The 25,177-nt window shown below is 71.4% G+C and carries 23 protein-coding genes and 1 tRNA gene; 16 read left to right on the top strand and 8 right to left on the bottom strand.

The window, feature by feature from the left end:
• Positions 1 to 72 precede the first annotated feature (72 nt).
• Entirely contained in the window at positions 73 to 1,089 is a 1,017-nt protein-coding gene (locus BJY14_RS19785) for a cation diffusion facilitator family transporter (RefSeq protein WP_179844979.1), read from the top strand.
• 1,348 nt (positions 1,090 to 2,437) lie between these two features.
• The gene (locus tag BJY14_RS19790; RefSeq protein ID WP_179844980.1) at positions 2,438 to 4,756 is read left to right on the top strand and encodes a hypothetical protein; all 2,319 of its coding nucleotides are present in this window, start codon (positions 2,438 to 2,440) and stop codon (positions 4,754 to 4,756) included.
• Positions 4,757 to 4,967: 211 nt separating this feature from the next.
• Here the strand turns inward: BJY14_RS19790 and BJY14_RS19795 are convergent, their stop codons facing one another.
• Both BJY14_RS19795 and BJY14_RS19800 read right to left on the bottom strand, forming a co-directional pair.
• Complete coding sequence (locus tag BJY14_RS19795) at positions 4,968 to 5,357, bottom strand: phage holin family protein (RefSeq protein WP_179844981.1); 390 nt, start codon at positions 5,355 to 5,357, stop codon at positions 4,968 to 4,970.
• Between the two features lie 105 nt (positions 5,358 to 5,462).
• Positions 5,463 to 5,909 carry a hypothetical protein gene (locus BJY14_RS19800; protein ID WP_179844982.1) on the bottom strand — a complete coding sequence of 149 codons (447 nt, stop codon included), beginning with the start codon at positions 5,907 to 5,909 and terminating at the stop codon, positions 5,463 to 5,465.
• A 192-nt stretch (positions 5,910 to 6,101) separates the two neighbouring features.
• Between BJY14_RS19800 and BJY14_RS19805 the strand changes: the two genes are divergently transcribed.
• The 9 genes from BJY14_RS19805 to BJY14_RS19845 all read left to right on the top strand — a co-directional run bounded on the left by BJY14_RS19805 (position 6,102) and on the right by BJY14_RS19845 (position 15,409).
• Complete coding sequence (locus BJY14_RS19805) at positions 6,102 to 6,764, top strand: HAD family hydrolase (RefSeq protein WP_179844983.1); 663 nt, start codon at positions 6,102 to 6,104, stop codon at positions 6,762 to 6,764.
• A 44-nt stretch (positions 6,765 to 6,808) separates the two neighbouring features.
• Positions 6,809 to 8,635 (top strand): DNA helicase RecQ, encoded by a 1,827-nt coding sequence (gene recQ / locus BJY14_RS19810; RefSeq protein ID WP_179844984.1) that lies wholly within the window; start codon positions 6,809 to 6,811, stop codon positions 8,633 to 8,635.
• A gap of 721 nt (positions 8,636 to 9,356) precedes the next feature.
• On the top strand, positions 9,357 to 9,818 hold the full coding sequence (locus BJY14_RS19815) for a DUF5666 domain-containing protein (RefSeq protein ID WP_179844985.1): 462 nt from the start codon (positions 9,357 to 9,359) through the stop codon (positions 9,816 to 9,818).
• Between the two features lie 87 nt (positions 9,819 to 9,905).
• A complete protein-coding gene (locus tag BJY14_RS19820; RefSeq protein WP_179844986.1) occupies positions 9,906 to 10,589 on the top strand; it encodes a response regulator transcription factor in 684 nt (227 codons plus the stop codon).
• Positions 10,586 to 11,914, top strand: coding sequence for a sensor histidine kinase (locus tag BJY14_RS19825; RefSeq protein WP_179844987.1), 1,329 nt, complete (start codon positions 10,586 to 10,588; stop codon positions 11,912 to 11,914). The genes BJY14_RS19820 and BJY14_RS19825 overlap by 4 nt, the downstream gene beginning before the upstream one ends.
• A gap of 79 nt (positions 11,915 to 11,993) precedes the next feature.
• Positions 11,994 to 12,962, top strand: coding sequence for an alpha/beta hydrolase (locus tag BJY14_RS19830; protein ID WP_179844988.1), 969 nt, complete (start codon positions 11,994 to 11,996; stop codon positions 12,960 to 12,962).
• Entirely contained in the window at positions 12,959 to 13,822 is an 864-nt protein-coding gene (locus tag BJY14_RS19835) for an SDR family NAD(P)-dependent oxidoreductase (protein ID WP_218905507.1), read from the top strand. The genes BJY14_RS19830 and BJY14_RS19835 overlap by 4 nt, the downstream gene beginning before the upstream one ends.
• 347 nt (positions 13,823 to 14,169) lie before the next feature.
• Complete coding sequence (locus BJY14_RS19840) at positions 14,170 to 14,808, top strand: acetate uptake transporter (RefSeq protein ID WP_179844989.1); 639 nt, start codon at positions 14,170 to 14,172, stop codon at positions 14,806 to 14,808.
• A gap of 58 nt (positions 14,809 to 14,866) precedes the next feature.
• Positions 14,867 to 15,409: a DUF1707 SHOCT-like domain-containing protein gene (locus BJY14_RS19845; protein WP_179844990.1), complete on the top strand. Its 543-nt coding sequence runs from the start codon at positions 14,867 to 14,869 to the stop codon at positions 15,407 to 15,409.
• A gap of 20 nt (positions 15,410 to 15,429) precedes the next feature.
• Here BJY14_RS19845 and BJY14_RS19850 read toward each other — a convergent pair whose 3' ends face one another.
• Complete coding sequence (locus tag BJY14_RS19850; protein WP_312879316.1) at positions 15,430 to 16,623, bottom strand: MFS transporter; 1,194 nt, start codon at positions 16,621 to 16,623, stop codon at positions 15,430 to 15,432.
• 84 nt (positions 16,624 to 16,707) lie between these two features.
• On the opposite strand from BJY14_RS19850, the gene BJY14_RS19855 reads away from it, so the two are divergent.
• The gene (locus BJY14_RS19855) at positions 16,708 to 17,166 is read left to right on the top strand and encodes a winged helix-turn-helix transcriptional regulator (RefSeq protein WP_179844992.1); all 459 of its coding nucleotides are present in this window, start codon (positions 16,708 to 16,710) and stop codon (positions 17,164 to 17,166) included.
• 12 nt (positions 17,167 to 17,178) lie between these two features.
• On the opposite strand, the gene BJY14_RS19860 is transcribed toward BJY14_RS19855, so the two are convergent.
• Together BJY14_RS19860 and BJY14_RS19865 are read right to left on the bottom strand one after the other, a co-directional pair.
• The gene (locus BJY14_RS19860) at positions 17,179 to 18,066 is read right to left on the bottom strand and encodes an alpha/beta hydrolase family protein (RefSeq protein WP_218905509.1); all 888 of its coding nucleotides are present in this window, start codon (positions 18,064 to 18,066) and stop codon (positions 17,179 to 17,181) included.
• 2 nt (positions 18,067 to 18,068) lie between these two features.
• Positions 18,069 to 19,232 carry a hypothetical protein gene (locus BJY14_RS19865; RefSeq protein WP_179844993.1) on the bottom strand — a complete coding sequence of 388 codons (1,164 nt, stop codon included), beginning with the start codon at positions 19,230 to 19,232 and terminating at the stop codon, positions 18,069 to 18,071.
• 320 nt (positions 19,233 to 19,552) lie between these two features.
• On the opposite strand from BJY14_RS19865, the gene BJY14_RS19870 reads away from it, so the two are divergent.
• Positions 19,553 to 20,428, top strand: a complete 876-nt coding sequence (locus tag BJY14_RS19870; RefSeq protein WP_179844994.1) for a hypothetical protein — start codon at positions 19,553 to 19,555, stop codon at positions 20,426 to 20,428.
• A gap of 25 nt (positions 20,429 to 20,453) precedes the next feature.
• Here BJY14_RS19870 and BJY14_RS47270 read toward each other — a convergent pair whose 3' ends face one another.
• Positions 20,454 to 21,191, bottom strand: coding sequence for a DUF6069 family protein (locus tag BJY14_RS47270; protein WP_218905511.1), 738 nt, complete (start codon positions 21,189 to 21,191; stop codon positions 20,454 to 20,456).
• 5 nt (positions 21,192 to 21,196) lie between these two features.
• Positions 21,197 to 22,180, bottom strand: a complete 984-nt coding sequence (locus BJY14_RS19880) for an RNA polymerase subunit sigma-70 (RefSeq protein WP_179844995.1) — start codon at positions 22,178 to 22,180, stop codon at positions 21,197 to 21,199.
• Positions 22,181 to 23,218: 1,038 nt separating this feature from the next.
• Between BJY14_RS19880 and BJY14_RS19885 the strand changes: the two genes are divergently transcribed.
• The 3 genes from BJY14_RS19885 to BJY14_RS46560 all read left to right on the top strand — a co-directional run bounded on the left by BJY14_RS19885 (position 23,219) and on the right by BJY14_RS46560 (position 24,888).
• Entirely contained in the window at positions 23,219 to 23,617 is a 399-nt protein-coding gene (locus BJY14_RS19885; RefSeq protein WP_179844996.1) for a hypothetical protein, read from the top strand.
• Between the two features lie 631 nt (positions 23,618 to 24,248).
• Positions 24,249 to 24,614, top strand: a complete 366-nt coding sequence (locus BJY14_RS19890) for a hypothetical protein (protein ID WP_179844997.1) — start codon at positions 24,249 to 24,251, stop codon at positions 24,612 to 24,614.
• A gap of 151 nt (positions 24,615 to 24,765) precedes the next feature.
• On the top strand, positions 24,766 to 24,888 hold the full coding sequence (locus BJY14_RS46560; protein ID WP_281382107.1) for a hypothetical protein: 123 nt from the start codon (positions 24,766 to 24,768) through the stop codon (positions 24,886 to 24,888).
• A gap of 78 nt (positions 24,889 to 24,966) precedes the next feature.
• Here the strand turns inward: BJY14_RS46560 and BJY14_RS19895 are convergent.
• Positions 24,967 to 25,042 (bottom strand) — tRNA-Arg (locus BJY14_RS19895).
• Between the last annotated feature and the right edge of the window lie 135 nt (positions 25,043 to 25,177).

Here is a 25,177-nt window from a genome sequence, read left to right on the forward strand (position 1 = left end):
CAGCCCGCGTACCTGCGACAACACCGCAGGTGTCGAGGTGCTGCAACGGGTTTTCCGGTTCATCATCGGAGGATGAGCGGACACGGTCACGGCCACGGGCACGGCCACGGGCACTCGCACAAAGGGCGCCTCACCCACCTGATGCGCCCGCACTCGCACGAGGCGGCCGACAAGGTGGACTCGGCCATGGAGGCGAGCGCCCAGGGCATGCGCGCCCTGTGGATTTCGCTGTTGGCCCTGGGCGCGACCACGGCGCTGCAAGCCGCCGTGGTCGCGTTCACCGGTTCGGTCGCGCTGCTTGGCGACACGCTCCACAACGCCGCCGACGCGCTGACGGCCGTCCCGCTGGGCATCGCGTTCCTGCTCGGTCGCCGCCCGCCGTCCCGCCGGTACACCTACGGGTACGGCCGCGCCGAGGACCTGGCGGGCGTCGTCATCGTCCTGGCCATCGCCGCGTCCTGCGCCGTCGCCGGATACACCGCCGTCCAGCGCCTGGCCCATCCACAGCCTGTGGAACACGTGGCCGCCGTGGCGGGCGCCGCACTGGTCGGCTTCCTGGGCAACGAACTGGTGGCCCGCTACCGCATCCGCATAGGCCGCCGCATTGGCTCCGCCGCGCTGGTCGCCGACGGTCTCCACGCCCGCACGGACGGCTTCGCCTCACTGGCCGTCCTGTTGGGCGCCGCCGGTGTCGCCCTGGGCGCCCCCTGGGCCGACCCGGTCGTCGGCCTGCTCATCACGGTGGCGATCCTGACCGTCCTGTGGCAGACGGCCCGCGAGGTGTGGCGCCGCCTGATGGACGCCGTCGACCCCGCCCTGGTCGACCGGGCCGAAGCCGCCCTCTCCGCCACGCCCGGCGTCCGGGCCGTGGGCGACGTCCGACTCCGCTGGATCGGCCACAGTCTGCGCGCCGAATGCGACGTGATCGTCGACCCGGCCGCCACCGTCGTCCACGCCCACCGGATCGCCGTGGACGCCGAGCACAGCCTCCTGCACGCCCTCCCCCGCCTGGCCGGAGCCGTGGTCCACCCCGACCCCGAACCCCGCCCCGGTGAAGATCATCACGCCGCTCTGGCGGGACATCGCTGAGCCCGCGACCTGTGAGACGTTAGTCCGGAGCAGAAGGGGAACATACTGGCCCCGGACGATCGATCTGGGACGGGATGGCGTCGTGAACCAGCCTTCGGAAACCAACGGACCCGACGAGAACACCGGACCCCCCTACGTCCCGGACTCCGACCTCCCCACGGTCACCGTCCCCCTCCCCACCGTGGACGAACAGGAACCGCCCGCCGAGGCCACCCAGGCCCTCCCGGCCGTCACCCCGCCCGAAACCGGCGAGCCACCGTCCGACGCCACACCACCGGCCAACGACACCCCGGCCGCGCCAGCCGAGCTAACGAACACCCCACCCCCGGCTCCAGCACCCGCCGCAGACACAACGGCGATCGACCTACCAGACCTCACCGCAGTGGAAGCGCAGTCGAAGCAGGCCAGCCCCCTGGAGACCCCAGACTCGGCAGAGACCGCCGACACGACAGCGGCAGACGATGCAGACCCCCCGAAGCCACCCGCCAACCCGACCGCTGGCGACCCCGCCACCAGCGAAGCCACACACGCTCACGAGCCACCCCTGGCTGAACCGCCGATCGGCGACCAAGACGACGGCGCAGCCGATCAGGAACCGCCACCCGCGGACCTGGCCGTCGGGCACCCCGCCGCCAGCGAATCCACACGCGCTCACGAGTTGCCCGCGACCGCGCCACCTGCGGGCGGACAGCCCGAGGGCGTAGCCGCCGAGGAACCGGCGCCTGCCGACCCGGCCGCTGGGGACCTCGTCGGCAGCGAATCCACAAGCGCCCATGACCTGCCCGCGACTGCCCCACCTGTGGGCGGACAGGGCGACGCCGAGGCCGATCAGGAACCGGCACCCGCGGACCTGACCGCTGGAGACCCTGCCACCAGCGAATCCACACGCGCTCACGAACTGCCCGGGGCTACGCCACCTGCGGGCGGACAGGCCGAAGGCGTGGCCGATCAGGAACCGCCCGCCGACCTGGCCGCTGGGGACGCCGCCGCCAGCGAATCCACGCGCGTTCAGGAGCCACTCCTGGGTGAGCCGCCTGTCGGCGGGCAGGGCGACGGCATGGCCGATCAGGAATGGCCTGCCGACCTGGCCGCTGGAGACCCCGCCGCCAGCGAATCCACGCGCGTTCAGGAGCCACTCCTGGGTGAGCCGCCTGTCGGCGGGCAGGGCGACGGCATGGCCGATCAGGAATGGCCTGCCGACCTGGCCGCTGGAGACCCCGCCGGTAGCGAGTCCACACGCGTTCACGAGTTGCCCGTGGTTGAGCCGTCTGGTGACGGAGAGGGCGCGGTCGTCCCGGCACAGGGTGTCGAGGAGGAAGGGCTTGATCCTCGGGCGGCTCTCGGGACCGTGCCGATCGATGTCGCCGAGCCGACGCCTCCGTTGGGGACGGAGACGGGCGAGGAGGGCTGGCGTGAGCTGGTCGAGAGCGTCTACGGGCCGCTGACCGAGTTCTACGAGGGGCTCGACGCGCGGCTGCGGGAGGTGCCCGAGGACGTCCCGCCGGTGGGCTGGGCGCCGCACATCGGGGCGGTCCGGGCGCTGCGGGACGGTCAGGTCGCGGGGGACTGGGACGTGCTCGCCCGGTTCCTGGTGGCGCCCGGGACGCTGGAAGGCGCGGAGGCGCCGCGGCTCGTCCAGGTGGACGAGGGCGACGACGCGCGGGTCGTCCGGGACGCGGTCAGGGAGCTCACGGAGGCGGACGGGCGGGCCCTGCTGATCGCCCCCACCCCGGAGAGGGCCGCCGAGCTGCTGCGCGGCGTGGAGGGCGACCCCGACGTCTTCTCACTGCTGATCGAGACGCGGCCGGAGACGGCGGAGGCGCGGTCGGTGCGGACGCAGGCGCTGCCGCCCGTCGAGGAGCCGCCCGCCGAGCAGGAGCCGCTGCGGGATCCGGGGTCCAACGGGACGGTCGAGTTCAAGCCCCTGACCGGCGCGCTCCCGGAGGCGGAGGCCGCAGTGACCAGGGCCGAGCCGCTGCCCTCGCTGCCGTCCGTAAAGCCGGTGGAGCCCGAGGAGGGTCCGTCGGCGCCGGAGACGCGGGTGCGGTCGGCGGCGCTCCGTCCGGTCGGGGAGGCGTGGCGGCTGTCGTGGCAGACGGAGGCGCGGCTGCTGCAGCGCGGGCTGATGTCGCTGGAGCAGTGGCCGCGGGACGCGGCGGCGCTCCAGTCCGTCCGGGCGGAGAACCTGCGGCGGGCCGAGCAGCTCGAGGCGGAGAAGGCGGGCCTGGCCGACGCGATCGAGGAGGCGCGGGCCGCCGCGGCGGGCGCGCAGGAGGCGGCGGCCGACGCCGACGCCGAGGCGGAGCGGCTGTCCGGCGTCCAGGAGGAGGCCGAGGCGGAGCTGGAGGGGCCGCGGGCCGAGGCGGCGCGGCTGCAGAGGGCCGCGGACGAGGCGGGCGCCGAGGCGGCGGCGCAGACCCGGACCGCCGACGCGGCCTACGCGCGGTGCGTCCAGATCGATGAGCGGGCCAAGACGGCGCAGGCGGAGTTGCAGGGCGCGCGGCAGGCGGAGGCGTCCCTCACCGACGAGCTCGCGCGGGCGCGGGAGGCGCTGCCCGGCGCGGCCGAGGAGGCGCACCGGCTGACGGCGGCCGACGCCGACGCCGCGGCGGAGGGGCACGCCGCGTACTACCGGCTGGTGTCGGCGGAGTCTGCGCTGTCGGCGCTGCGCCGCAAGATGACGCTCGGGCAGCGGCTGCACGTGGCGTCGCCACCGTCGGAGCTGCGCGGCCTGCGCGAAGAGGTCAAGGCCCGGACGCGGGAGGCGGACGAGGCGGCGACGCGGGCGCGGGAGGCCAAGGAGGCGGCGGAGCACGCGGAGCGGGTGCGGCGCGGGCTGGCGTCGTTCGTGTCCGAGGGCGGGGCGCGGCTGAAGGCGGCGCAGGAGGCCCAGGAGCGGCTCGGAACGGAGCTGACCTGGCTCGCGGCGGAGCGGGAGAAGGTCGGCGCCGAGCACCAGGAGCAGGCGCGGCAGGCGTCGGAGGCGGTCGAGCGGGCCACCGAGGCGGGCCTGCGGGCCCGCGCGGCGCACCAGGTCGCGCAGGCGATCGAGGAGCGGGCGACCGCCGCGCGGACGTCCCGCGAGGCGGCGCTGGCGGCGGCGGCGCAGGCCCGGTCGGACGCGGAGGCCGCGGCGGCGCGCGCGGCGGAGACCGGGGCCGAGCTGGCACGCCGCACGGAGGAGGCCGCGGCGGAGATCGCCGAACTGGAGCCCGAGCTGGAGACGGTGGCGGCGGCCGAGGGGCGGTCGCGGGAGAACGTCCTGGAGATCTGCGGCGCCGACCCCGCCGACGACCCGGAGGCCGTCCCCGCGCACCAGCGCCGCGCGATGGCCCGGATCGAGGAGCTCACCGGCTACCTGGAGGGCGGCCGGGCGGCGGGCAGCGAGGTCCTGCTCCGCACCGCCGACCTCGTCGTCGGGACGCCGGCGGGCGCCGGGCTGACCGTCCGCGACGAGGAGTTCGACGCGCTGATCGTCGCGGACGCGGGGACGGTGACCGACGGCGAGTTCCTGATCGGGGCCGTCCGGGCGCGCCGCTGGATCCTCGTGGGGACGGCCGGGACGCGCCCGCCCGGCTACCGGGAGTACGAGGGCTCGCCGTCCGGGCGGCTGGAGCTGAGCCCGTTCGAGCGCGCCTCGACGGCCGCGCCCGGCCTGGTGGACTAGTCCGTGTTTCACAGTCCCGGCCCACGTAGCTCGCCTGGCGGCAGTGTTTGCACGTCCCGGCCCACTCCGCTCGCCTGGCGGCTCGCTACGTGACCGGTCCCGGGCGAACGCGGCATCGCTTCGCGATCTGCCCGGCTCCGCTCGCCTTCGGCTTCGCTCCACCGGGCAGGTCACGCGTTCGCGCGTGGCCGAGGCGCCTTCGAGACAGGCGCTAGTCCCGGTCCTTGTCGTCGTCGTCGGGGAGGAACAGGTGGAGGAGCCAGCCGACGACGCCGACGACGATCGCGCCCCAGAAGGCGGGCCAGAACCCGGTCACGTGGAACGGCAGCTCGAGCCCCTCCGCCAGCTCGCTCGTCAACCAGAGCAGCAGCGCGTTCACGACGAGCCCGATGAGGCCGAGCGTGATGACGTAGAAGGCGCAGCCGAGCGTCTTGATGATCGGCTTGAGGACGGCGTTGACCAGCCCGAAGATGACGGCGACCGCGACCAGCGTGAGGATCCGCCGACCGGTGGTCTGGTCGCCGAGCGTGATGCCGTCGATCAGGACCGTGGCGACCCACAGGGCGACCGCGGTGGCGACGACCTTGAGAAGAATTCGCACGCCATGCATCATGCTGGCCGGGAACCGGCCATGTCATCCCACTGAGAAACGATCCGGGCGGAGACTCCCGTCATCACCGCGAATGACCCGCCCGGCGCGGGCGTCCTACTCGGTGCGGTCGAAGAACGGGGAGGTGGCGGCGGGCTGCGAGCGGGCGCCGGACCCCCGGCCCGCCACGCGGGCACCCTGCACGGCGGGCTCGCGCGGCGCGGCGTTCCGAGGGGACGCGTTCTGCCGGACGCGGGCCAGTTCGCGCTCCAGGCGGCGCTTCTCCATCTCCAGCGTGGTCAGGGACTCCTCGTGCTCCTCGCGCAGGTCGCGCAGGTCGCGGCGGTTGCGGATGCGGCGGGCGGCGCCCGTGTAGGCGAGCGTCATGCCGACGAGGAAGACGAGGGACACGGCCGCGCCGGAGAGGAACACCTGCCATTCGCTCTCCAGGCCCGGGACGGCCTGGCCGAAGACGACGAGGTCCGCCGGGCCGGTGTTGTCCATGACGACGCCGGCGCCGACGGTGATGGCGGCCGCGACCAGGAGGAAACCGAGGAACACCATGGGCACATCTCCTTCGCGAGAGACTCCGGAGGGGGAACGGAGGGCCCCCACCATGCCAGACCGAAACTCGATCATGTCGCATTCGTCGGATAAATGCTGGTCAGATGACATTCGTCCGAAGTGACCGCACCGGGTTCCGATGTGATCGCGGCGGGTAGTGACGGGACGTCGCCCGAGACCCGTGGAGGCCCCATGTCCGTGCAGGCCATCGTGTTCGACCTGGACGGCGTCCTGATCGACTCCGAGCCGGTGTGGGAGGAGGTGCGGCGCGGCTACGTCGCCGAGCGCGGCGGGCGCTGGCTGCCCGACACCCAGGACCGGCTCATGGGCATGAGCACCGAGGAGTGGGCGGACTACATCGCCACCGACCTCGTCGACGGCGTCACGGCCGAGGAGGTCGCCTACGAGGTGGTCGACCGGATGTCGCAGCGGTACGTAGACGGGCCGCCCCTGCTGCCGGGCGCCGAGGACGCCGTCCGCCGGATGGCCGGGTACCGCCCGCTCGGGCTGGCCAGCTCGTCCCCCCGCGCCCTGATCGACCTCGTGCTCGGGCATCTCGGGGTGGACGGCCTGTTCCACGCGACCGTGTCGACCGAGGAGGTCGAGAACGGCAAGCCCGCCCCGGACGGCTACCTCACCGTCGCGGCGCGGCTGGAGGTGCCGGCGCGGGCCTGTGTCGCGATCGAGGACTCCAGCAACGGGCTGCGGTCGGCGCACGCGGCGGGGATGGCGGTGATCGCGATCCCGCGCCCGGCGCACCCGCCGGCGGCCGACGCGCTGGCGCTGGCCGCGCACGTCGCGAACGGTCTCGACGAGCTCACCCCCGAGCTCGCGGAGGCGGTCGTCCACAGGTGAAGGTTCCGGGGACGGGTGTCCGCGGCGGTTCGTAGTATGGCCCGGTGACTTCCCCTGAGACCCCGGAGACCCTCGACACCCTGCGGCGCGTGTTCGGCTACGACGCGTTCCGGGACGGCCAGCGGGAGATCATCGAGCATGTGGTCGCCGGCGGGGACGCCCTCGTCCTGATGCCGACCGGCGGCGGCAAGTCGCTGTGCTACCAGATCCCGGCACTCGTCCGGAAGGGCACCGGCGTCGTCGTCTCGCCCCTCATCGCCCTCATGCAGGACCAGGTGGACGCCCTGCGCGCCCTCGGCGTCCGCGCGGGCTTCCTCAACTCCACCCAGGACTTCGACGAGCGCCGCGTGGTCGAGGCCCAGTTCACGACGGGCGAGCTCGACCTGCTGTACCTGGCGCCGGAGCGGTTGAAGCTCGCCGCGACCGTCGACCTGCTCGACCGGGGCGACGTCTCCCTGTTCGCGATCGACGAGGCGCACTGCGTGTCGCAGTGGGGGCACGACTTCCGCCCCGACTACCTGACGCTGTCCGGCCTGCACGAACGCTGGCCCGACGTCCCCCGCATCGCGCTCACCGCGACCGCCACCGAGGCCACCCGCGGCGAGATCGCGTCCCGCCTCCAGCTGGAACAGGCCCGCCACTTCGTGGCGAGCTTCGACCGTCCCAACATCCAGTACCGGATCGAGCCGAAGACCGACGCCAAGCGCCAGCTTCTGCGCCTGCTCCAGAGCGAGCACAAGGGCGACGCGGGCATCGTCTACTGCCTGTCCCGCAACTCGGTGGAGAAGCACGCCGCGTTCCTGACCGAGAACGGCATCGAGGCCCTCCCCTACCACGCGGGCCTCGACGCCGGGATCCGCGCCGCGAACCAGGCGCGCTTCCTGCGCGAAGAGGGCCTCGTCATGGTCGCGACCATCGCGTTCGGCATGGGCATCGACAAGCCCGACGTCCGCTTCGTCGCCCATCTCGACCTGCCCAAGTCCGTCGAGGGCTACTACCAGGAGACGGGCCGCGCCGGACGCGACGGCCTCCCGTCCACCGCCTGGCTCGCCTACGGCCTGCAGGACGTCGTCAACCTGCGCAAGATGATCGACGGCGGCGAGGGCGACGCCGCGCACCGCCGCCGCCAGGGCATGCACCTCGACTCCATGCTCGCCCTCTGCGAGACGGTCGAGTGCCGCCGCGTCCAGCTGCTGAACTACTTCGGCCAGTCCGGCGAGCCCTGCGGCAACTGCGACACCTGCCTCACACCGCCCGAGACGTGGGACGCGACCGTCCCCGCCCAGAAGGTCCTGTCGACCGTGGTCCGCCTCGACCGCGAACGGCGCCAGAAGTTCGGCGCCGGCCACATCGTCGACATCCTCCTCGGCAAGAAGAACGCGAAGGTCATCCAGTTCGACCACGACTCGCTGAAGGTCTTCGGCATCGGCACCGAACTGCGCGACGTCGAGTGGCGCGGCGTCGTCCGCCAGCTCCTCGCGCAGGGCCTGATCGCGGTGGAGAGCAACCACGGGACGCTCGTCCTGACCGACGAGAGCGGCGGCGTGCTGCGCGGCGAGCGCAAGGTGATGATGCGCCGCGAGGCCGAACGCCCCGCCGCGAAGGCGGCGAAGACCGCCAAGGCGGCCAAGCCCCAGGTCGAGCTCCCCGCCGAGTCGATGCCGATCTTCGAGCGGCTCCGCGCCTGGCGTGCCGCGACGGCCAAGGAGCAGGGCGTCCCCGCCTACGTCATCTTCCACGACGCGACCCTGCGCGAGATCGCCACCGCCCTCCCCACCTCCCTGGCGGAACTGGGCCGCGTCAACGGCGTCGGCGAGAACAAACTCGCCAAGTACGGCGACCAGGTCCTGGAGACCCTGACCTCCGAGTAGAGGCCGTCCCCCGATTCGCCGGTCACCAGACGGCTCCCCTGGTCACACCGGTGTGTCGCCATCGGGCCCACCACCTGCTCTTTACTCTGTGTTTTAACTTGATTACCATCTGTATATGATACGGAAGAGCAAGATCGCCGCCAGCTCCAGCCCGAGTTGGACCGCTCCCGGCACGAGCTGGACCCGCGCCGCAACCAACCTGACCGCCCCGAACACCCACCGGACCCGGCCCGGGACGAGCTGGACCCGCGCCAGCACAAGTTGGACCGCTCCCGACACCATCTGAGCCCCCGGCGCCGCCTGGACGCACGGCATCCCGAGAGCGGCAAGACGCGCCCCTGATGGTGGCGGCTCGAAGCACCCGACGAAGGCCCAGAGCAAGACCACAAGGGGCCAGAAGACTCCTGCCCAGCCATATTCAGCCAGGCCGACTGACCACGGCTCCTATCTGCACATCTCGCGCTCAGGAGCTCCCGCCGATCAGGATTTCGTGCCGATCAGGCCGGGCCACGGAGCAGGCTCACGCCCCTCAGAGGACACGTGCGTGCCAGAGGCCCGTGCCCGTCGGAGGCCCGCGCCGGTCAGAGGCCCGTGCCCGCCAGGGGGTCTTGCGTGTTGGGAGGGCGTGCCGGTTGGGGGTGGGTGGGGTTCGGGGAACTCTCAGGGTTCTCCCAGGGTTCCGTGTGGGCTTCTGCCAGGCGCGGCCGCTTACATGTGCGGCATGCGAAACAACCGGAAGACGATCGCGGCCGGGGCCGGTGCCGCCGGGCTGCTCGGGCTCGGCCTCTACTTCTCCGTCCCCGCCTTCGCCGACGACCCCGCCCCCTCCCCCTCGCCCACGGCGCATGCGGGCCACGGCCAACCCGGCAAGGGGCACCCGTTCCGCCGGGCGCGCGCGCTGCGCGGCGTCCACGGTGAGGCCACCGTGAAGCGCAAGGACGGGTTCCACCTCGCCACCTGGCAGCGCGGCAAGATCACCGCTGTCTCGGCGACCGGGGTGACCGTTCGCAGCGACGACGGCGTCTCCTGGACGTGGACGTCCGACGGCAAGACCCGCGTCCGCAAGAACGGCGAGAAGTCGTCACTCAAGGGACTGGCCGGCGGCGACCAGGTGCTCGTCGCCGGGGAGCGCTCCGGCGGCACGCGGACCGCGCGCCTGATCCGCGTCCCCAAGCACCGCTAGTCCACCGGCGCCCCCACGCCGGGTAGTTTCGGGCGGTAGGCCTGATGTGCGGGCGCGGACCCTGCGAGGGAGCGAGTTGCGGAGCCGATGAGCGAGACCCGGCGGGTCCTCGTCGTGGACGACGAGGCCAACATCCGTGACCTCATCGAGGTCGCGCTGCGCTTCCACGGCTTCGCGACCGCCACCGCCGGCACGGGCGAGGAGGCGCTCGGGGCCGTCCGCGAGGCGCGGCCCGACCTCGTCCTGCTGGACGTCATGCTGCCCGACCTGGACGGATTCGAGGTGTGCCGGCGGCTGCGGGCGGACGGCGACCAGGTCCCGGTGATCTTCCTGACCGCGCGGGACACGCCGTCCGACACCGTCACGGGCCTCACGCTCGGCGGTGACGACTATGTCACCAAGCCGTTCTCGATCGAGGCGCTGATCGCCCGGGTGCGGGCCGTCCTGCGCCGGACGGCCCCGCCGGAGCCCTCCGCGGGGCCCGTGCTGCGCGTCGCCGACCTCGAACTCGACGAGGCGCACTGGACGGTGCGGCGCGGCGGCGTGCCCGTCGAACTGTCCCCGACCGAGTTCCGGCTGCTCGCCTACCTGATGCGCAACGCGGGCATGGTGCTCTCCCGCGCCCAGCTCCTCGACGGGGTGTGGGGCTGGGACCACGGCAACCCGCAGGTCGTGGAGACCTACATCAGCTACCTGCGCCGCAAGCTTGACCCGCTCGGCACCCCGCTCATCCACACCCAGCGCGGGGTGGGTTACGCGCTGCGGCCATGACGCTCAACGCCCGGCTGCTCACCGGCCTGCTCGCGATCACCACCGCCGGGCTGGCGATCATGGGCCTGGTCAGCGCGCTCGTCCTGAACGGGTACCTGATGCACCGCGTGGACGGCCAGCTCCAGGCCACCCGCGACCGCGCCGTGACGCGCCTGCTGCGTCCCGGCCTGCCCGAGCAGGGCGTCGCCCCCGCGCAGTTCGTGGTGCTGGCCGTCGGCCCGGCGGGGCGGGTCCGCGTCCTCAGCGGCGACGCGCCCGCGCCCGAGCGGGCCGTCCGCGAGGTGCAGCGGCTGGGCAGGGACGAGCTGGCCGCCCGCGCCCGCGGCCTCGAACCGTTCTCCCTCCCCGGACTGCGCGCGGTGGCGCGTCCCTGGCGGGGCGGCGTCGTCGTCGTGGCGTCTCCCCTCACCGAGATCCACGCGGCGGTGCGCAACCTCGTGCTGTCGGAGATCGCGACGGCCGCCCTGCTGCTCGCCGTCCTGCTCGTGCTCGGCCGGTGGCTCATCCGCCGCGGCCTGCTGCCGCTGAGCCGGATGGCCGCGACCGCGCACGCCATCACGGCGGGCGGCGACCTGCGCGCCCGCATGCCCGGCCCCGGGCAGCGCACCGAGGTGGCCCGTCTCGCGTCCGCCGTCAATGTGATGCTGGAGCGGATCGAGCAGGCGTTCTGGGCGCGCAGCCGCTCCGAGGCGCGCGTCCGCGAGTTCGCGGCGGACGCGTCCCACGAGCTGCGCACGCCGCTCACGGCCATCCAGGGCTACGCGGAGCTGTACCGGCACGGCGCGCTCGGCCCGGACGAGCTGCCCGACGCGATGCGCCGCATCGAAGAGGAGGCACGCCGGATGAACAGTCTCGTCACCGACCTCCTCGAACTCGCGCGTCTCGACCGTGAGGCGTCCCTGCACCCCGTCCGCACCGACCTCGTCGCCCTCGCTCGCGACGCCGTGGCCGACGCGACCGCGGCCGCCCCCGACCGTCCCATCGTGCTGGACGCCCCCGACACTTTGACGGCGACCGTCGACGAGGCCCGCGTCCGCCAGGTCTTCGCCAACCTCCTGGCCAACGTGCGGGCCCACACCCCGCCCGGAACGCCCGCGACCGTCCGCCTTGCGCCCGGCCTGATCGAGGTGGCGGACGAGGGGCCCGGCATGTCCCCGGAAGACGCCGCGCGCGCCTTCGAGCGCTTCCACAGGGGTACTCAGGGCGGCACCGGCCTGGGCCTTCCGATCGTCGCCGCCATCGCCGCCGCCCATGGCGGACGCGCCGAACTGCTCTCCGAACCCTCCAAGGGGACGATCGTCCGCATCACGCTGGGTTCCCACTGAGCGGGACATCCCGGTACCGCCCGGGGGCGCCGTCCTGCACAGTCCGAAGGTCGGCTTCCCGAACCGAAGGAACCCCGGTATGGCGGGCTGGAGTCATCGGTACGCGCGAATCAACGGCCTGGACGTCCACTACGTGGAGCAGGGCGAGGGGCCGCTCGTCGTCCTCCTGCACGGCTTCCCGCACATCTGGTTCAGCTGGCGCCACCAGATCGGGCCCATCGCCGACGCCGGTTTCCGTGTCGTCGCGCCCGACATGCGCGGTATGGGACACACCGGCGGCCCCCGGGACCACCGCGAGTACGACGTCGACCGGATCGTGGGCGATCTCACCGGCCTCCTCGACCACCTCGGCGAGGAGAAGGCCGTCTTCAGCGGCCTGGACTTCGGCCTGTTCGCCGCCTACGACCTCGCCTACCACCACCCGGACCGCGTCGCCGCGATCATCGGCCTGGAGAACCCGTTCTTCACGCCGAGCGACGAGTCGCCCCTGACGCTCGCCGCCCGCCAGGCCAGGCGCCACTTCAACCACATCCACTACTTCGCCGAGCCGGGCGTCGCCGACCGCGACCTCGCCGCCGCGCCCCGCGAGTTCCTGCGCAAGGTCTTCTACGCGCTGTCCAGCGACTACCACTACCTCGACGTCTGGCGGCAGCCTCCGGGAACGTCCTATCTCGACGCCCTCCCTGAGACGCCACCGCTCCCATGGACGTGGCTGACCGAACCGGAACTGGAGTTCTACGTCGACGCCTACAGCCGCAGCGGCTTCACCGGCGGGCTCAACTGGTACCGGGCGATGGACCTCTCCTGGGAGTACCGCAAGTCCTACGGCGACCGGAAGAACCCCGTCCCGTACTACTTCATCGGCAGCGAGCAGGACGCCGATCTCGAGGGCTGGCACGGCGACGACCCCCTGAACAAGCTCGGCGATCATCACGCCGATGTCCGCGGCGTCCGAATGATCAAGCAGGCCGGCCACATGACGCAGATGGAGAGGCCCGCCGAGACCACGGCGGCGATGCTCGGATTCCTCACGGGGAGCGACAGGTGAGCCTGACCGAAGACCGGATCGTCGTGGTCACCGGTGCCAGCCGCGGCGCCGGGAAGGGCATCGCGCTGGCCCTCGGCGCGACCGGCGCGACCGTGTACGTGACGGGCCGGACCCGCGCCGAGGGCGACGCCGGCCTCCCCGGCACGGTCTTCGCCACGGCCGAGGAGATCGGCGCCCGCGGCGGCACCGGCGTGCCCGTGATCTGCGACCACTCCGACGACGCGCAGGTCGCGGACCTGTTCTCGCGGGTGGAGCGCGAGCACGGCAGGCTGGACATTCTCGTCAACAACGCCTTCACGATCCCGGACGGCCTCACCCGCGAAGGGCCGTTCTGGGAGAAGCCGCTGGCGCTCCAGAGCATGTTCGACGTGGGGATGCGCTCCGCCTACGTCGCCAGTTACCACGCCGCTCCGCTGCTGGTCAGGAACAAGGCGGGCCTCGTCGTCAACACCTCGTCCTTCGGCGGGCGCTGCTACATGCACGGTCCCGCCTACGGCGCGGGAAAGGCCGCCGTCGACAAGATGGCGCACGACATGGCGGTCGATTTCGAGCCCTTCAACGTCGCCGTCATCTCGCTGTGGATGGGTCTGCTGAAGACCGAACGGAACAAGGCGCTTTTCGAGGGCGTCCCCGACCGGTACAGGTCGTTCGCCGCGGGGGCCGAGTCCGCCGAGTTCAGCGGACGGGTGATCGACGCGCTCGCCCGGCACCCGGAGTTCATGCGGTGGAGCGGGCAGGTCCACATCGGGGCCGAGCTCGGCGCCGAGCTGGGCGTGGTGGACGTCGACGGCAGCAGCCCCCGCTCGCACCGCGGGCACCTCGGCGACCCGCCCACCTTCAGCCCCGCCGTCGTCAAGTAGTCGGCAACGCCTTCCCCAAGGCTTTCCCGTTCAACCGATCCGCAATTCAGCAGGATCCTTTTATTCGCCCCGCATATCTCCTGCGCGATGCAAACGTCTCTCCATGTCGCGGGACTGCCTGACGCCCTGGTCATCGCGGTGGCTGCGATTACTGGAGATACGCCGGAAATGTCCCGCGAAAGGGCACCTGACCTGACGCGCACGCGGAGTTATGATCCACAACAGGGCCGAGGAGATAACGGTCCCATCCGGGACGTCCGGACGTCCGTTGTCCGCATTCCTTCGTCCATCCCTGTCCGGCCGAGACCGTGCGAGACAAGGCGATGGGACTCCAGCGAGGAGGCACCATGACCCACGTCGAGCAAGAGCCCGCCCCGCCCGCCCCGCACGCTCCGTCCGCGATCGCCGACCCGGCGCCCCTGGGCCTTGCGGCCTTCGCCCTGACCACGTTCCTGCTGTCCGTCAAGAACGCCGCGTGGACCGACGGCACCGACGCCTGGCTGGGCTACGCCCTCGCCTACGGCGGCATCGTCCAGATCCTGGCCGGCATGTGGGAGTTCCGCAATCGCAACGTGTTCGGCGCGACGGCCTTCTCGTCCTACGGCGGCTTCTGGCTCGGCCTCGGCCTGTACGTCGTCCTGATCGCCGGTGAGGCGACCCCCGCCCAGGAGGCCAACGACCTCGGCTGGATCCTCCTCGCCTTCGCGATCTTCAACACCTACATGATGCTCTGGGCGACCCAGGTCAACCAGGCCGTCCTGGCGGTGTTCGTCGCCCTGGAGGCCACGGAGATCATCCTTTTCATCGGGAACTTCGCCACCAGCGAGACCACGGTCAAGATCGGCGGCTATCTCGGCGTCCTCACCGCCGTATGCGCCTGGTACGCCTCCGCCGCCGGGATCATCAACGGCATGACGGGCCGCACCCTGCTCGGCGTCGGCAAGCCGCTCAGGCACCGCCTGGTCTCCGGAACCGAAACCCACTGACCCGGGCGGCGGGGTCCTCCTTCTCGGGCCGGACCGCGGACGGCGCTAGAGTGGCGTCGTGGCCCCCCGTTCGGAAGACCTGGCGCGCCTCGTCGGCGACGACGACCGTGACACCGCGGCGCAGCGCCTGCGGGACGCGTACGCGACCGGGCACCTCACGCATGAGGAGATGGAGGAGCGCCTCGACCAGGTGCTCACCGCCAGAACCCACGGCGACCTCGCGGCGCCCCTGGCCTCGCTCCCGGACGTGGACGCGGGCACCACGTCCACGATCGGCGCGGCCACCGGACGGATCAAGCGCCGCGGCGCCTGGCGCGTGCCGCGCTCCCTCAAGGTCGAGTCCGCCTTCGGCAAGGTGCGCCTGGACCTGTCCAAGGCGATCATCGAGCACCCCGTGGTCGACATCGAACTGCAGGTCGGCACCGGCCGGGCCAAGATCACCGTCCCGCGGGACGCGATCGTCGAGCTCGACGGCCTGCACACCGGGCTCAAGGACGCGCGCTACACCCCGCGCCGTCCCGCCCGTCCCGGCGGTCCCAAGATCCGCATCACCGGCACCATGGGCTTGGGCCGCCTGAAGATCAACCACGCCCGCCGCTGACACCGCCGCGCTGACGACCGTCACACCTTCTCCGCCCGTTGGAGCTGTGGACGAGTGACGTCCCGTCCCGTCGTGCGAGGGGTGACGGCCCAGGTGACGAGGGCGCAGAGCGTGAGCGTCGCACCGAGGACGGTGGGGCCCGTCCAGCCGACGGCGTCGTACAGGGCCGTGGTCGCGGCCGCTCCCAGGGCCGAACCGAGCGAGTAGAAGACCATGTAGGCGCCGATGACGGTGCTGGTGCGGTCGGGGTAGGCGGTCGTGAGCGTGTGCTGGTTGCTCACATGCACGGCCTGGACGGCGAAGTCGAGCAGGACCACGCCGAGGACCAACAGCGGCAGCGACCACGAGAGCTGCCCGATCGCGGCCCAGGAGGCGAGAAGGAGAGCGAGTGCGATGCCCGTGACCCGGCGCGCGTGCCCGGCATCGCCCCAGCGTCCGGACCGGGCGGCGCCCAGCGCTCCGGCAAGCCCGGCGACGCCGAAGAGCCCGATCTGCGCTTCGCTGAGGTGCCACGGCGCCCCCGCCAGCGGCAGGGCCATGCCGCTCCACAGGGTGCCGAACGACGCGAACAGGAAGAACGCGATCAGCCCGCGGCCGAGGAACACCGGCTGGACGAACAGCCCGCCGAGGGACCGAAGGACCTGCCCGTACCGGACCGTCCGCGGGCGGGCATCGGCGGGCAGCACGGTGAGGACGAGCAGCGCCAGCACTCCGGCGAGGGCCGTCAACGCGAGGTAGATGCTCCGCCATCCCCACAGGTCCGCGAGGATTCCCGCGGCGACCCGCGAGCCGAGGATGCCGATCACCACCCCCGAGGTCACGATGCCGAGGTTGCGCCCGCGCTCGGCGGGCGGGGAGGCCGACGCCGTGTACGCGACGGCCGTCTGCACCACCACCGCGAACAACCCCGCCACCGCCAGTCCCGCGAACGCCGCCCAGGCGGCCGGGGCGGCGGCGGTGATCAGTGCTCCGGCGGCCACGAGGCCGAGGTGCGCGGCGATCAGGCGTCCGCGGTCGAGCATGTCGCCCAGCGGCACCAGCAGTACCAGTCCCGCCAGATAGCCGAGCTGGCCGGCGGCCACGAACCAGCCGAGCGAGTCGACCGGTACGTCCAGGTCGCGTCCCATCGCGCCCAGCACCGGCTGCCCGGCGTAGACGCTCGCCACCGCGACCCCGCACACCGCCGCCAGCAGCAGCCTCGTCCTCCCGTGCACAGCTCCACCTCCGTTTGGTTTCATTTTGAAACTGAACGGAGCGTAGGTCAGAATGGTTTCAATACGCAACTCACTGGAGGGGTGATGGCAGGCGACGAGACCGACGGGCGGGGCCCCGGGTGGACGGACCCGGGCTGCCCGGTCGCCCGCACCGCCGACCTGGTCGGCGACCGATGGAGCCTGCTCATCATCCGCGACGCGATGGACGGCGCCCGCTCGTTCACCGACTTCCAGCAGCGCACCGGAATCGCCCGCAACATCCTCAGCGAACGGCTCCGCAAGCTCACCGCCCACGGCCTGCTCACCCAGGTCGACGCCCCTTCGGGCAGGCGCCGCCTCTACGCGCTCACCGAGGCGGGCAAGGACCTCTTCCCCGTGATCGTCACGCTGCGGCAGTGGGGGGAGCGCCACGCCTTCGAGGAGGGCGAGCCGCACTCCGTCCTGGTCGACGACGACGGCGCCCGCGTCCCCGTCCTCCTGCCCACGTCGGCGGACGGCTCGCCCCTGACGAGCGACACGACCTCAGTACGGCGCCCCACCTGACAGGGGACACCGCTAGCGCGCGGCGTGAATCCACTCCACGAGGGTTCGAAGGTAGCCAGGGGCGAGGGCACCCCCGCGTTGCACCCGGTGGTCGGCTCCGGGGAACACCTCCACGGTCAGCGTCGCCCGGTGGTCGCGGTCCCCGTCACAGGCGGCGGCGCTGAAAAGCCGGATGCTGTCGGCGACGGGAACGAGCGCGTCAGCACCGCCGAACACCGCCAGGTGCGGGCACGGCAACCGAAGCGCATCGGGCAGAGGATCGTGATCCTGCTTGCGCTTGAGGAACTCCCAACCGTCGGCGTCGACATCAGCCCAGAAGGCGGCCAGGCCTGGCGGGTACCCAGCACCGGCAACGAGCCGGTTCGCCTCGGCGAAGTCGGCATCACGCCGCCCCGCCTCCACCAGCCGGTCGTAAAGGGCCACGACGTCGTGAAGCGAGTCGGACGCTCTGACGGCGTTGGCCACCGCGTAGCGTTCCTGTTCTGCCGGAGTCACACCGGGACAACTGTTGGTGATGACCCAGGACGGCGTATCGCGGGCAGCCGCGCGCAGGGCCACCCAGCCGCCCTCGCTGTGCCCGAACAGGCCGACCTTTCCGTCCGGCACCGCAGGTTGCGCACGCAGGAAGGCCAGAGCGGCCAGCGCGTCGGACGCGAGATCGTCCATCGTCGCCGCGCGCCACTGGCCCGACGACCGCCCCACACCGCGCTTGTCGTAGCTGAGGACCGCGATCCCGGCCTCCAGCAGATATCGGCGGATCGAGCGGAAGTAGCCGTCGTTGTCCCGGTCCGACGGCCCCGAACCCCCGATCAGGACCGCGCCCGCCGCCGCGCCCCGGGCCGGAACCCCGAGCGAGCCGGCCAGTGTGACGTCCCCGGCGCCGAACCTGACCTCCCGCACGGTCAGGCGTCCTGGCCGCCTATAGCGGGACCCGCCGGCCAGAGCGCTGCCAAATCCGCGGGTGTCAGCGGGTCTCGGTAGGCGGCTTGTAGGACGGCCTTCCTGGGGGCCTTGTCTGCGTCGGCGAGATTGGCGAACCAGTCGATTCCGGCGGGGTAGGCCCACAGGTATGAGCGGAGTTGCGGATTGGCGCCCCTGTCGGTGAGGAGGTCGGCGATTGCGGCCTCCGTCGTCCAGGGCATGCGAGATCGGGCGTGCTCGGCCAGTTCGGTGATGCCAACCCCCTGGTTGAGGGCCAAGTGCAACTCGGCGCGCACGAGTTGGTTGTAGTGGTCGAACTTGGTGCGGGCGACCAGTAGTTCGTCATCAGAGGCCACGAACAGGGGGAGCGCTTGCGCGAGCCCTTCGAGCAGGACCTGTTGCGGCGCGTGCACCGACATCAGACGCACCCAAGGAACCTCCTGGGCGGCCGCTCGCGCCGTCCAACTCGCGCTCTGGAGGCCGTGGCCGAGGACCTCATGAAGGGCGAACTGGCGGGCGGCGACCTCGGTGAAGTTCGCGCGGCGAAGGTTGAGACGTAGCCGGACATCGTCCCCGGAACCGTCCAGCCAGTACGCCCAGTAGGCGTCCACCTCGGCGGTCTCGATGGTGAGGTTGAACGGCGCCCGGCTGCCGGTGGCCTGCCGGACGGCGGTCTCAAAGTCCGCGGCGGCCTGCCTGATCGCATCCGGTGCCTCGCCCGCCTCGATCGGCCCCTCGACCGCCCTCAACTCCCGCAGGGTTTCGGAACCCCACCCGACCCCGAGGGCGTCGAACGCCCGGCGGGCCTGGTCACCGCGGTGAGTGACGTAGTCGTCCCCCCAACCGGCCGCCGCGCATCCTTGAGTGGCCCGGACGTAGTCGTCCAGCGGCGCGTGCTCACCCATGAGGGCGCCGAGGTAGGCGAGATCGGCGGTCAGACGTGTGGTGAGACGGCCGGCACCGGCCTCGACGGCCCGAGCACGCAGATCGACAAGGCGTTCGTAGACCGCGAGACGGCTGGTCGCCGGCTCGATGGTCGCGCTGGTCGGCGCGCAATCGAAGTCGATGACGTCTCCCGACCCTCGGTCCGCCTCGTAGGCGTGCCACCCTCGCAGGATCGTCTCGATCTCGTCCCGCAGCTTCACGAATCGCTCCCTGCGCAGTGTCACGCCCGGCTCAGGCGCACTCGACCACAGCCTCCGACGGCGTCCCCCGCCGTCGAAACTCCAACGAAGCTGTCCGGGACCGAGTTCTCCGTCCCGAGCCCGGCCCGGCGCCGCCGGCCGTCACGGCACGCGGTGCCCCTCGGCGTGCCGGTAAGGCAAGTACCGCCAGACGTTATCTGGGACGTTCCCGCAGGTAGAGCGACAGAAGGGGGATCGCACCGAGAAGGTGGGGGCAGCGTGGTCGAGACCGTCCAGCAAGGCTGGCCCGGCCGGTCACCCTCAAGGGAGGTAGGTCGCTGATGCCGGCTCGCTATGCGTCTTCTCACCGGCTACTCCAGGCCGGTGCGGTCGGGGCACTGACCGTCGCGGCGGTCTCGCTGCTCCCCGCCGGCGGATCACCCGGCAACGCCGCTACCGCCACGCGGTTACGAACCCTCGCGACGTATCAGGTCGTCACCGGCGATCCGGTCACCGTGGGCCCGGGTAAAGGCCAGGGGGCGTTCGCGAAGTGCCCGGCGGGGACCGTGGTCCTCGGCGGCGGCGAGTCGAACACCGTGCTCCTGCCGACCGGCATCGAACTCGTCTCGTCCAATCCGGATATCTACGACAACGGGTGGAGGACCAGCTTCGTCAACACCTCGACGCTGCTCAACGCCACCGTCCGCACGCAAGCGATCTGCGCCGGCGGAATCCCCGGATACAGGTTCAGCTACCTGCAGGACCAGCTCATCCCGCGCGGCCGAGTCCGCAGGGAGTTCAACTACACCTGTCCCGCGGGAACGGTGACGCTGGCGGGCGGCAGCGACGGCACCCAGGGGCTGAGGCTGCTCGACTCCTACCCGGGCGCCAGCAACGACTGGGTGACCACGGTCTTCAACACCGCCCTCAACTCGGATCTCCACACCACGCTCTACAACGTCTGCGGAACCGGCATCACCAGGTCCCTCGAGGTGGGCGAGGGGGTCAGCCTCAGCAAGGGCGGCCGCGCGCACGCCTCCCTCACCTGCCCGGCGGGGACGAAGGTGCTGAGCGGCGGGGGCGAGAACACCCCGCGCGGCAGCAATATGATCACCGACACCTTTCCGAGCTCGGACGGCAGGACCTGGACCGTCTACGTCAAGAACGTCATCGACGACAACTCCTGGATGCGCGTCAGAGCGTTCTGCGCCACCTGATCCCGGCACCCCGTCCGACTCCCGGCTACCGGCCACGATCGGCCGGGGTGCGAAGGCTCCTCGCCAAGGTGGGGATCATCACCGCCGCCGGGACGAGGTGCAGCCCGAGGAGAGCGACGATGGTGGCGGCGTTCGCCCCGGAGAGGAACGGCGGGACCAACGAGATCGCGGTGAGCGACACCGCCGTCCACACGAACCGCTCGGCGGGGCGCGCGCTCCAACGAAGCAGAGCGACGGCGATGACGCAGCCCACGATCGAGAAGAACCCGGTCACCACGGCGAACCCGGGCAACGGGATCGACTCGCCACCGTCCGGGAGCTCGAAGTCGACCCCAACGGCCTGGGCGAGCGCGGCGGCGAGGGTGGTGGCCGCCATCGCCGCGAGCGTGGCGGCGAAGCCGGAGAGGGCGAGCCTGCCGGTGCGGCTGGTCCGGCCCGATGCCGGGCGTGTTACCGCCCCGGCGTTGTTCATGCTGTTCATGGCGTTCCTCCACAGGACGTTCGGGATGTGTTGACCGGCATGCGACGGCCCTGACCTCGGGGCGACGACGCGCACCCTCGCCGTGCGACGGCCTGGATTGCGCAGGGCGCGGACGCCTGTACCGCGGAGCCAGAACCCGGCGCCCCGTCCAAGGACCGGCCCAGGCTCGCCGTCACGCAGTTCCAGTTGCACCCGCCCGCGCGTGACGACGAGGAACACGTCGCGCCACTCCGCCGCGACCACCGCGACGCGCCCGCCGCCGCGCAGCGCGAGCGTCCGCACGGGGACTACTCCGTGCCGTCCGCGGGCAGGCGCTCCGGCAGCCCGAGCCGCGGGAACTGGTCGTCATGGAAGACGACGATCTCGGTGATCGCCCCACCGGTGACGCGCAGGACGTCGATCGTCAGCGGCAGGTACGCGCCCTCCTGCTCCCGCCAGAGATAGAACGCGACGGCGGGCTGCCGGTTCACCGAGGTCTGGACGGCGCGCAGCCCCTTCAGGCGCTCGAAGCCGTCCGAGACCCAGTCGTTCACCACCGCGTCGCGTCCGACTCGCAGGCCCGGCGTCGGCGGCATCGAGCATCGGACGTCGTCCCGCAGCAGCGCGGCGAGCCCGTCGATGTCCGTGGCCACGCTGGCGTCGGTGAAACGGCGCACCAGCTCGCGCGTCCCGGCGTCCTCCTCACCGCCGGTCCAGTCCTGCCGCTCGGCGGGCAGGTGCTCCCGCATGCCGGCCCGGGCCCGCTGCAGCGCGCTGTTCACGGAGTTCACGGAGTCCCCGAGGAGCTCCGCGACGTCCTTCGCCGGCCAGCCGAGCACGTCCCGCAGGATCAACACGGCCCGCGTCCGCGGCGCGAGATGCTGGACCGCGACCAGGTACGCCAGCTCGATCGTCTCCCGCGCGACGGCGACCGCCTCCGGCTCGTCCGCCTCGCCCGCGGGCAACTCGTCCAGCAGCCGGTCTGGGTAGGGCTGCAACCACCGCACCTCGCCACCGGTCGCGGGCTCCGGACGGCGCTTGGCGAGCAGGTCCAGGCAGGCGTTGGTGGCGATCCGGTACAGCCAGGCCCGGAACGTCGACCGCCCCTCGAAGGTCTCCCTCCGCCGCCAGGCCCGCAGGAACGTCTCCTGCACGGTGTCCTCGGCGTCCTCGAACGACCCGAGCATCCGGTAGCAGTGCACGTGCAGCTCCCGCCGATGCCGCTCCGCCATCCCCGAGAACACCGGCTCGTCGACCTCGCCCAGCCCTACCAGCCGCGCCTTGGCACTCATCACGTCATCCTTCCGTCGTGTCCCGTCGTAGTTATGACGGGTGCGGGCGCGAGGACTCATCACGGGGTCGTCAAGGCTGCTCGTTCCCATCCTCACCAGGAGGGGTTCCACGCAACGAGCACGAGGACGCCTGCGGCCGTCAGAAAAGGGGACCGCAGCCTTGGCCCGCAGTCACCGCAGAAGCGGATCGTCGATCGCAATCGGCCGACCGCCGGGGCCCGGGGCAACCGCGACCGGTGCCGCGGAAGCGGCCTCTTGATCCATCATGGGCGGATGTCCGTACCTCGCCTCCTCGTAGTCTTGGGATGCTGCTCGCTGCTCGCCGTGGCAGTCCTCGGCCTCTGGCCAACGCACATCTATGTGGGCACCGCCAAACAGAGCTGCGGGTCGGTGTGGTTCTCCCGCTCTCCGAGCCATGACCATCCGATAGGCAGCGATCCGACCGGCGAGTTCGACCTTCAGCGCGAGCTCCGATGCGGTGAAGCCCGAGACCAGGTGAAGCACCCAGGCCAAGCAGCCGCCGGACTCACCATGGCCCTCTTCCTGGCAGCCGCCATCACAGACCGAAAGCGCTCACAACGCACCGGACGCCAACCTCCCGCCCCTTGATGCCATCAACAGCGCTCTCTTCAGAACGTGGGCGCCCTGACGCACACCAAGAGGCTGTTCCAAGATCCGAAGGGGCCTCTGCGCCGCCTGTGCACCCGAAGGGATTCGAACCCCTATCCATCTGATCCGTAGGTCCCGAACGATCGCTGGACCGTCCGGAACAGTCCGCACGCTCGGCCACTGACCTCCGGGCTACCCAGAGTCGTCCACCACAATTCGAGATCATCCACCCGTGTGGCTCCCGGGAGCCGCCGCGATCACCGGCTTGTAAAGCCGATCGTGAACCCGCCGGCGAGAGCATTCCCCGCGACCTGCTGCCCGCCCGCGCGAACCCTGCACCTTCCGGGCCTAGATGGAACCGGGTCTTGCGGTCTTCGGGTCAGAAGGATCGACCTTTCGGGGAAGCCGCAGCCCGGCATGATCAGCGCCATGGAGACTCTCACGTTGCAGCGGCCGTTTCGTCTCTGGCGCTATGGAGTCAGCCACTCCGAACTGCTGATGCATGGCCATGCCGGCGCGGGCTGCGACGAACACGTCAACGTCCTGTTCGTAGACGTCCGAGCCGTCAAGCTCCGCACGCTCTACGACCCGCTGATCCTCCAGCCGGCAGACGAGCAGACACGACTCGGCCTGCTGGACTTCGCCCAGGTGCCGCAGCGATTCCATGCCCAGTTCCTGAGCCTGGCCCTGCCCGCACCGGACGCCGAGCCTGGCTTCATCGTCTGCGCCAGCGCGACCGTCCTGGCCACGGCCTCCACCGACCGCGCCGAGGTCTACGGCTGGAACCGCGACCGTTCGCGCGTGCTCCACCGGCTGAGTCCAAGCTGAGGCACTCCTGTCCAACCGAAGGTGCAAGGTGACTCCGAACGAGATCAGCGAAGGTTGTCCGAACTCACTTCTCAACGCGCACGTGCGACGTCGAGCCCTGCGAAGTTCCTCCGGACGGGGCACCTGCCACGACAGACGCGCAAACCTGTCCGGAGGGCGCTTCCTCGCGAGCGGCGCGTGCCCGGTGACAGACAGATTCGCGCGGGAGTGTCCTCCAGCCCAGGAGGGGACTTGGGAACCACGGAGTTCCCCCGTAGCGCACGCCCGACTGATCTTCCGGCGATCTCCAGCCCGCAACGAAGGCCGTGACAACCCCTGATGAGACGAGGATGACGACGATCTCGCTGACGCCGATCCCGGGCGTCGCCGCTCCTATGACGCGGGGCTGGTCGGACGACCATATTTACGGCGAGGTGGCGGCGCGTCCCTTGCGTCCGCCGACGACCTGCGGACCCGGGGGGACACGACGCGCGGTCCGGCGCGGCCGTCCGGTGACCTGCGCCCACACCGCACGCGCCAGGTGGCCTGGCGCGGGGCCGCGCAACGGCCTGAGCGCAGCCGTCCCTTGACGGATTCCGGCAAGGGCACTCGCGGAGGTCGTTGCCCAGCTCGAAGAGGAAGCGGACGCAGCATGAGCAAGCGACCGGGGCAGCGGCGAGGACTCGATCTACAGGGACGGCGACCGTTGGCGGGGGCAATCCATCTCGGCTATGCCGAGAGGAGCCGTCGCGTCCTTAAGAAGGTGTCGGGCCGGACGCGCAACGAGGTGGCGGGCAAGCTCCGGAACCTCCGCAAGCTGGTGGACGCCGGGACGGTTCACGATGACAGGTTCACGATTAATGCGTTCTTGGAGTGCTGGTCGGTTCGCATTCTGCCGGGCACCGTGGCCGAATCGGCGGAAGACGACTACCGCGACACGGTTAGCTTCGGCGACTCCGTGCACAGCAGGCCGAAACCAAGATCGCGACTGGTGAGCCGTGGAACGATCACGGGTTGATCTTCGCGAGCGAGGTCGGGACGGCGATGGATCTCAACAACTTCTCGCACACCTTCTCCAAGCTGGCCAAGCGCGCGGGACTCGGCCACTGGCACCCGCATGGGCGGCACTCGGGGGCCTCGTTGATGCCGTTCAAGGGACGCCGCTGCACATGGTCTCTGAGATCCTCGGGCACACGTCGATCGCGACCACCAAGCACGTCTGTGGGCGTCTGCTCGTCGCCGACAAGCGGGCGACGGCTGAGGCCATGAGCGGCGCCCTCTCCGGGGCCTGATCGAATCCCGTGGCTCCCAACATGGCTCCCATGGCGCACGCAAGAGGCCCCTTCCATGACTGGAAGGGGCCTCTGAGCTGGTGCACCCGAAGGGATTCGAACCCCTAACCTTCTGATCCGTAGTCAGATGCTCTATCCGTTGAGCTACGGGTGCCTGCCGGAAGTACTGTACCGGCTCCGGGGACCTGACCGCGAATCGGTTGACGGATGCGACTGGGCCGCAGTGTGACTTGAGTCACGGAACCCTTGGTGGGGTAGGTACGCCAAAGGGAGGATTAAGGCGGGTGTG

Source organism: Actinomadura luteofluorescens, assembly GCF_013409365.1.
In the GTDB taxonomy this organism is placed as follows: domain Bacteria; phylum Actinomycetota; class Actinomycetes; order Streptosporangiales; family Streptosporangiaceae; genus Spirillospora; species Spirillospora luteofluorescens.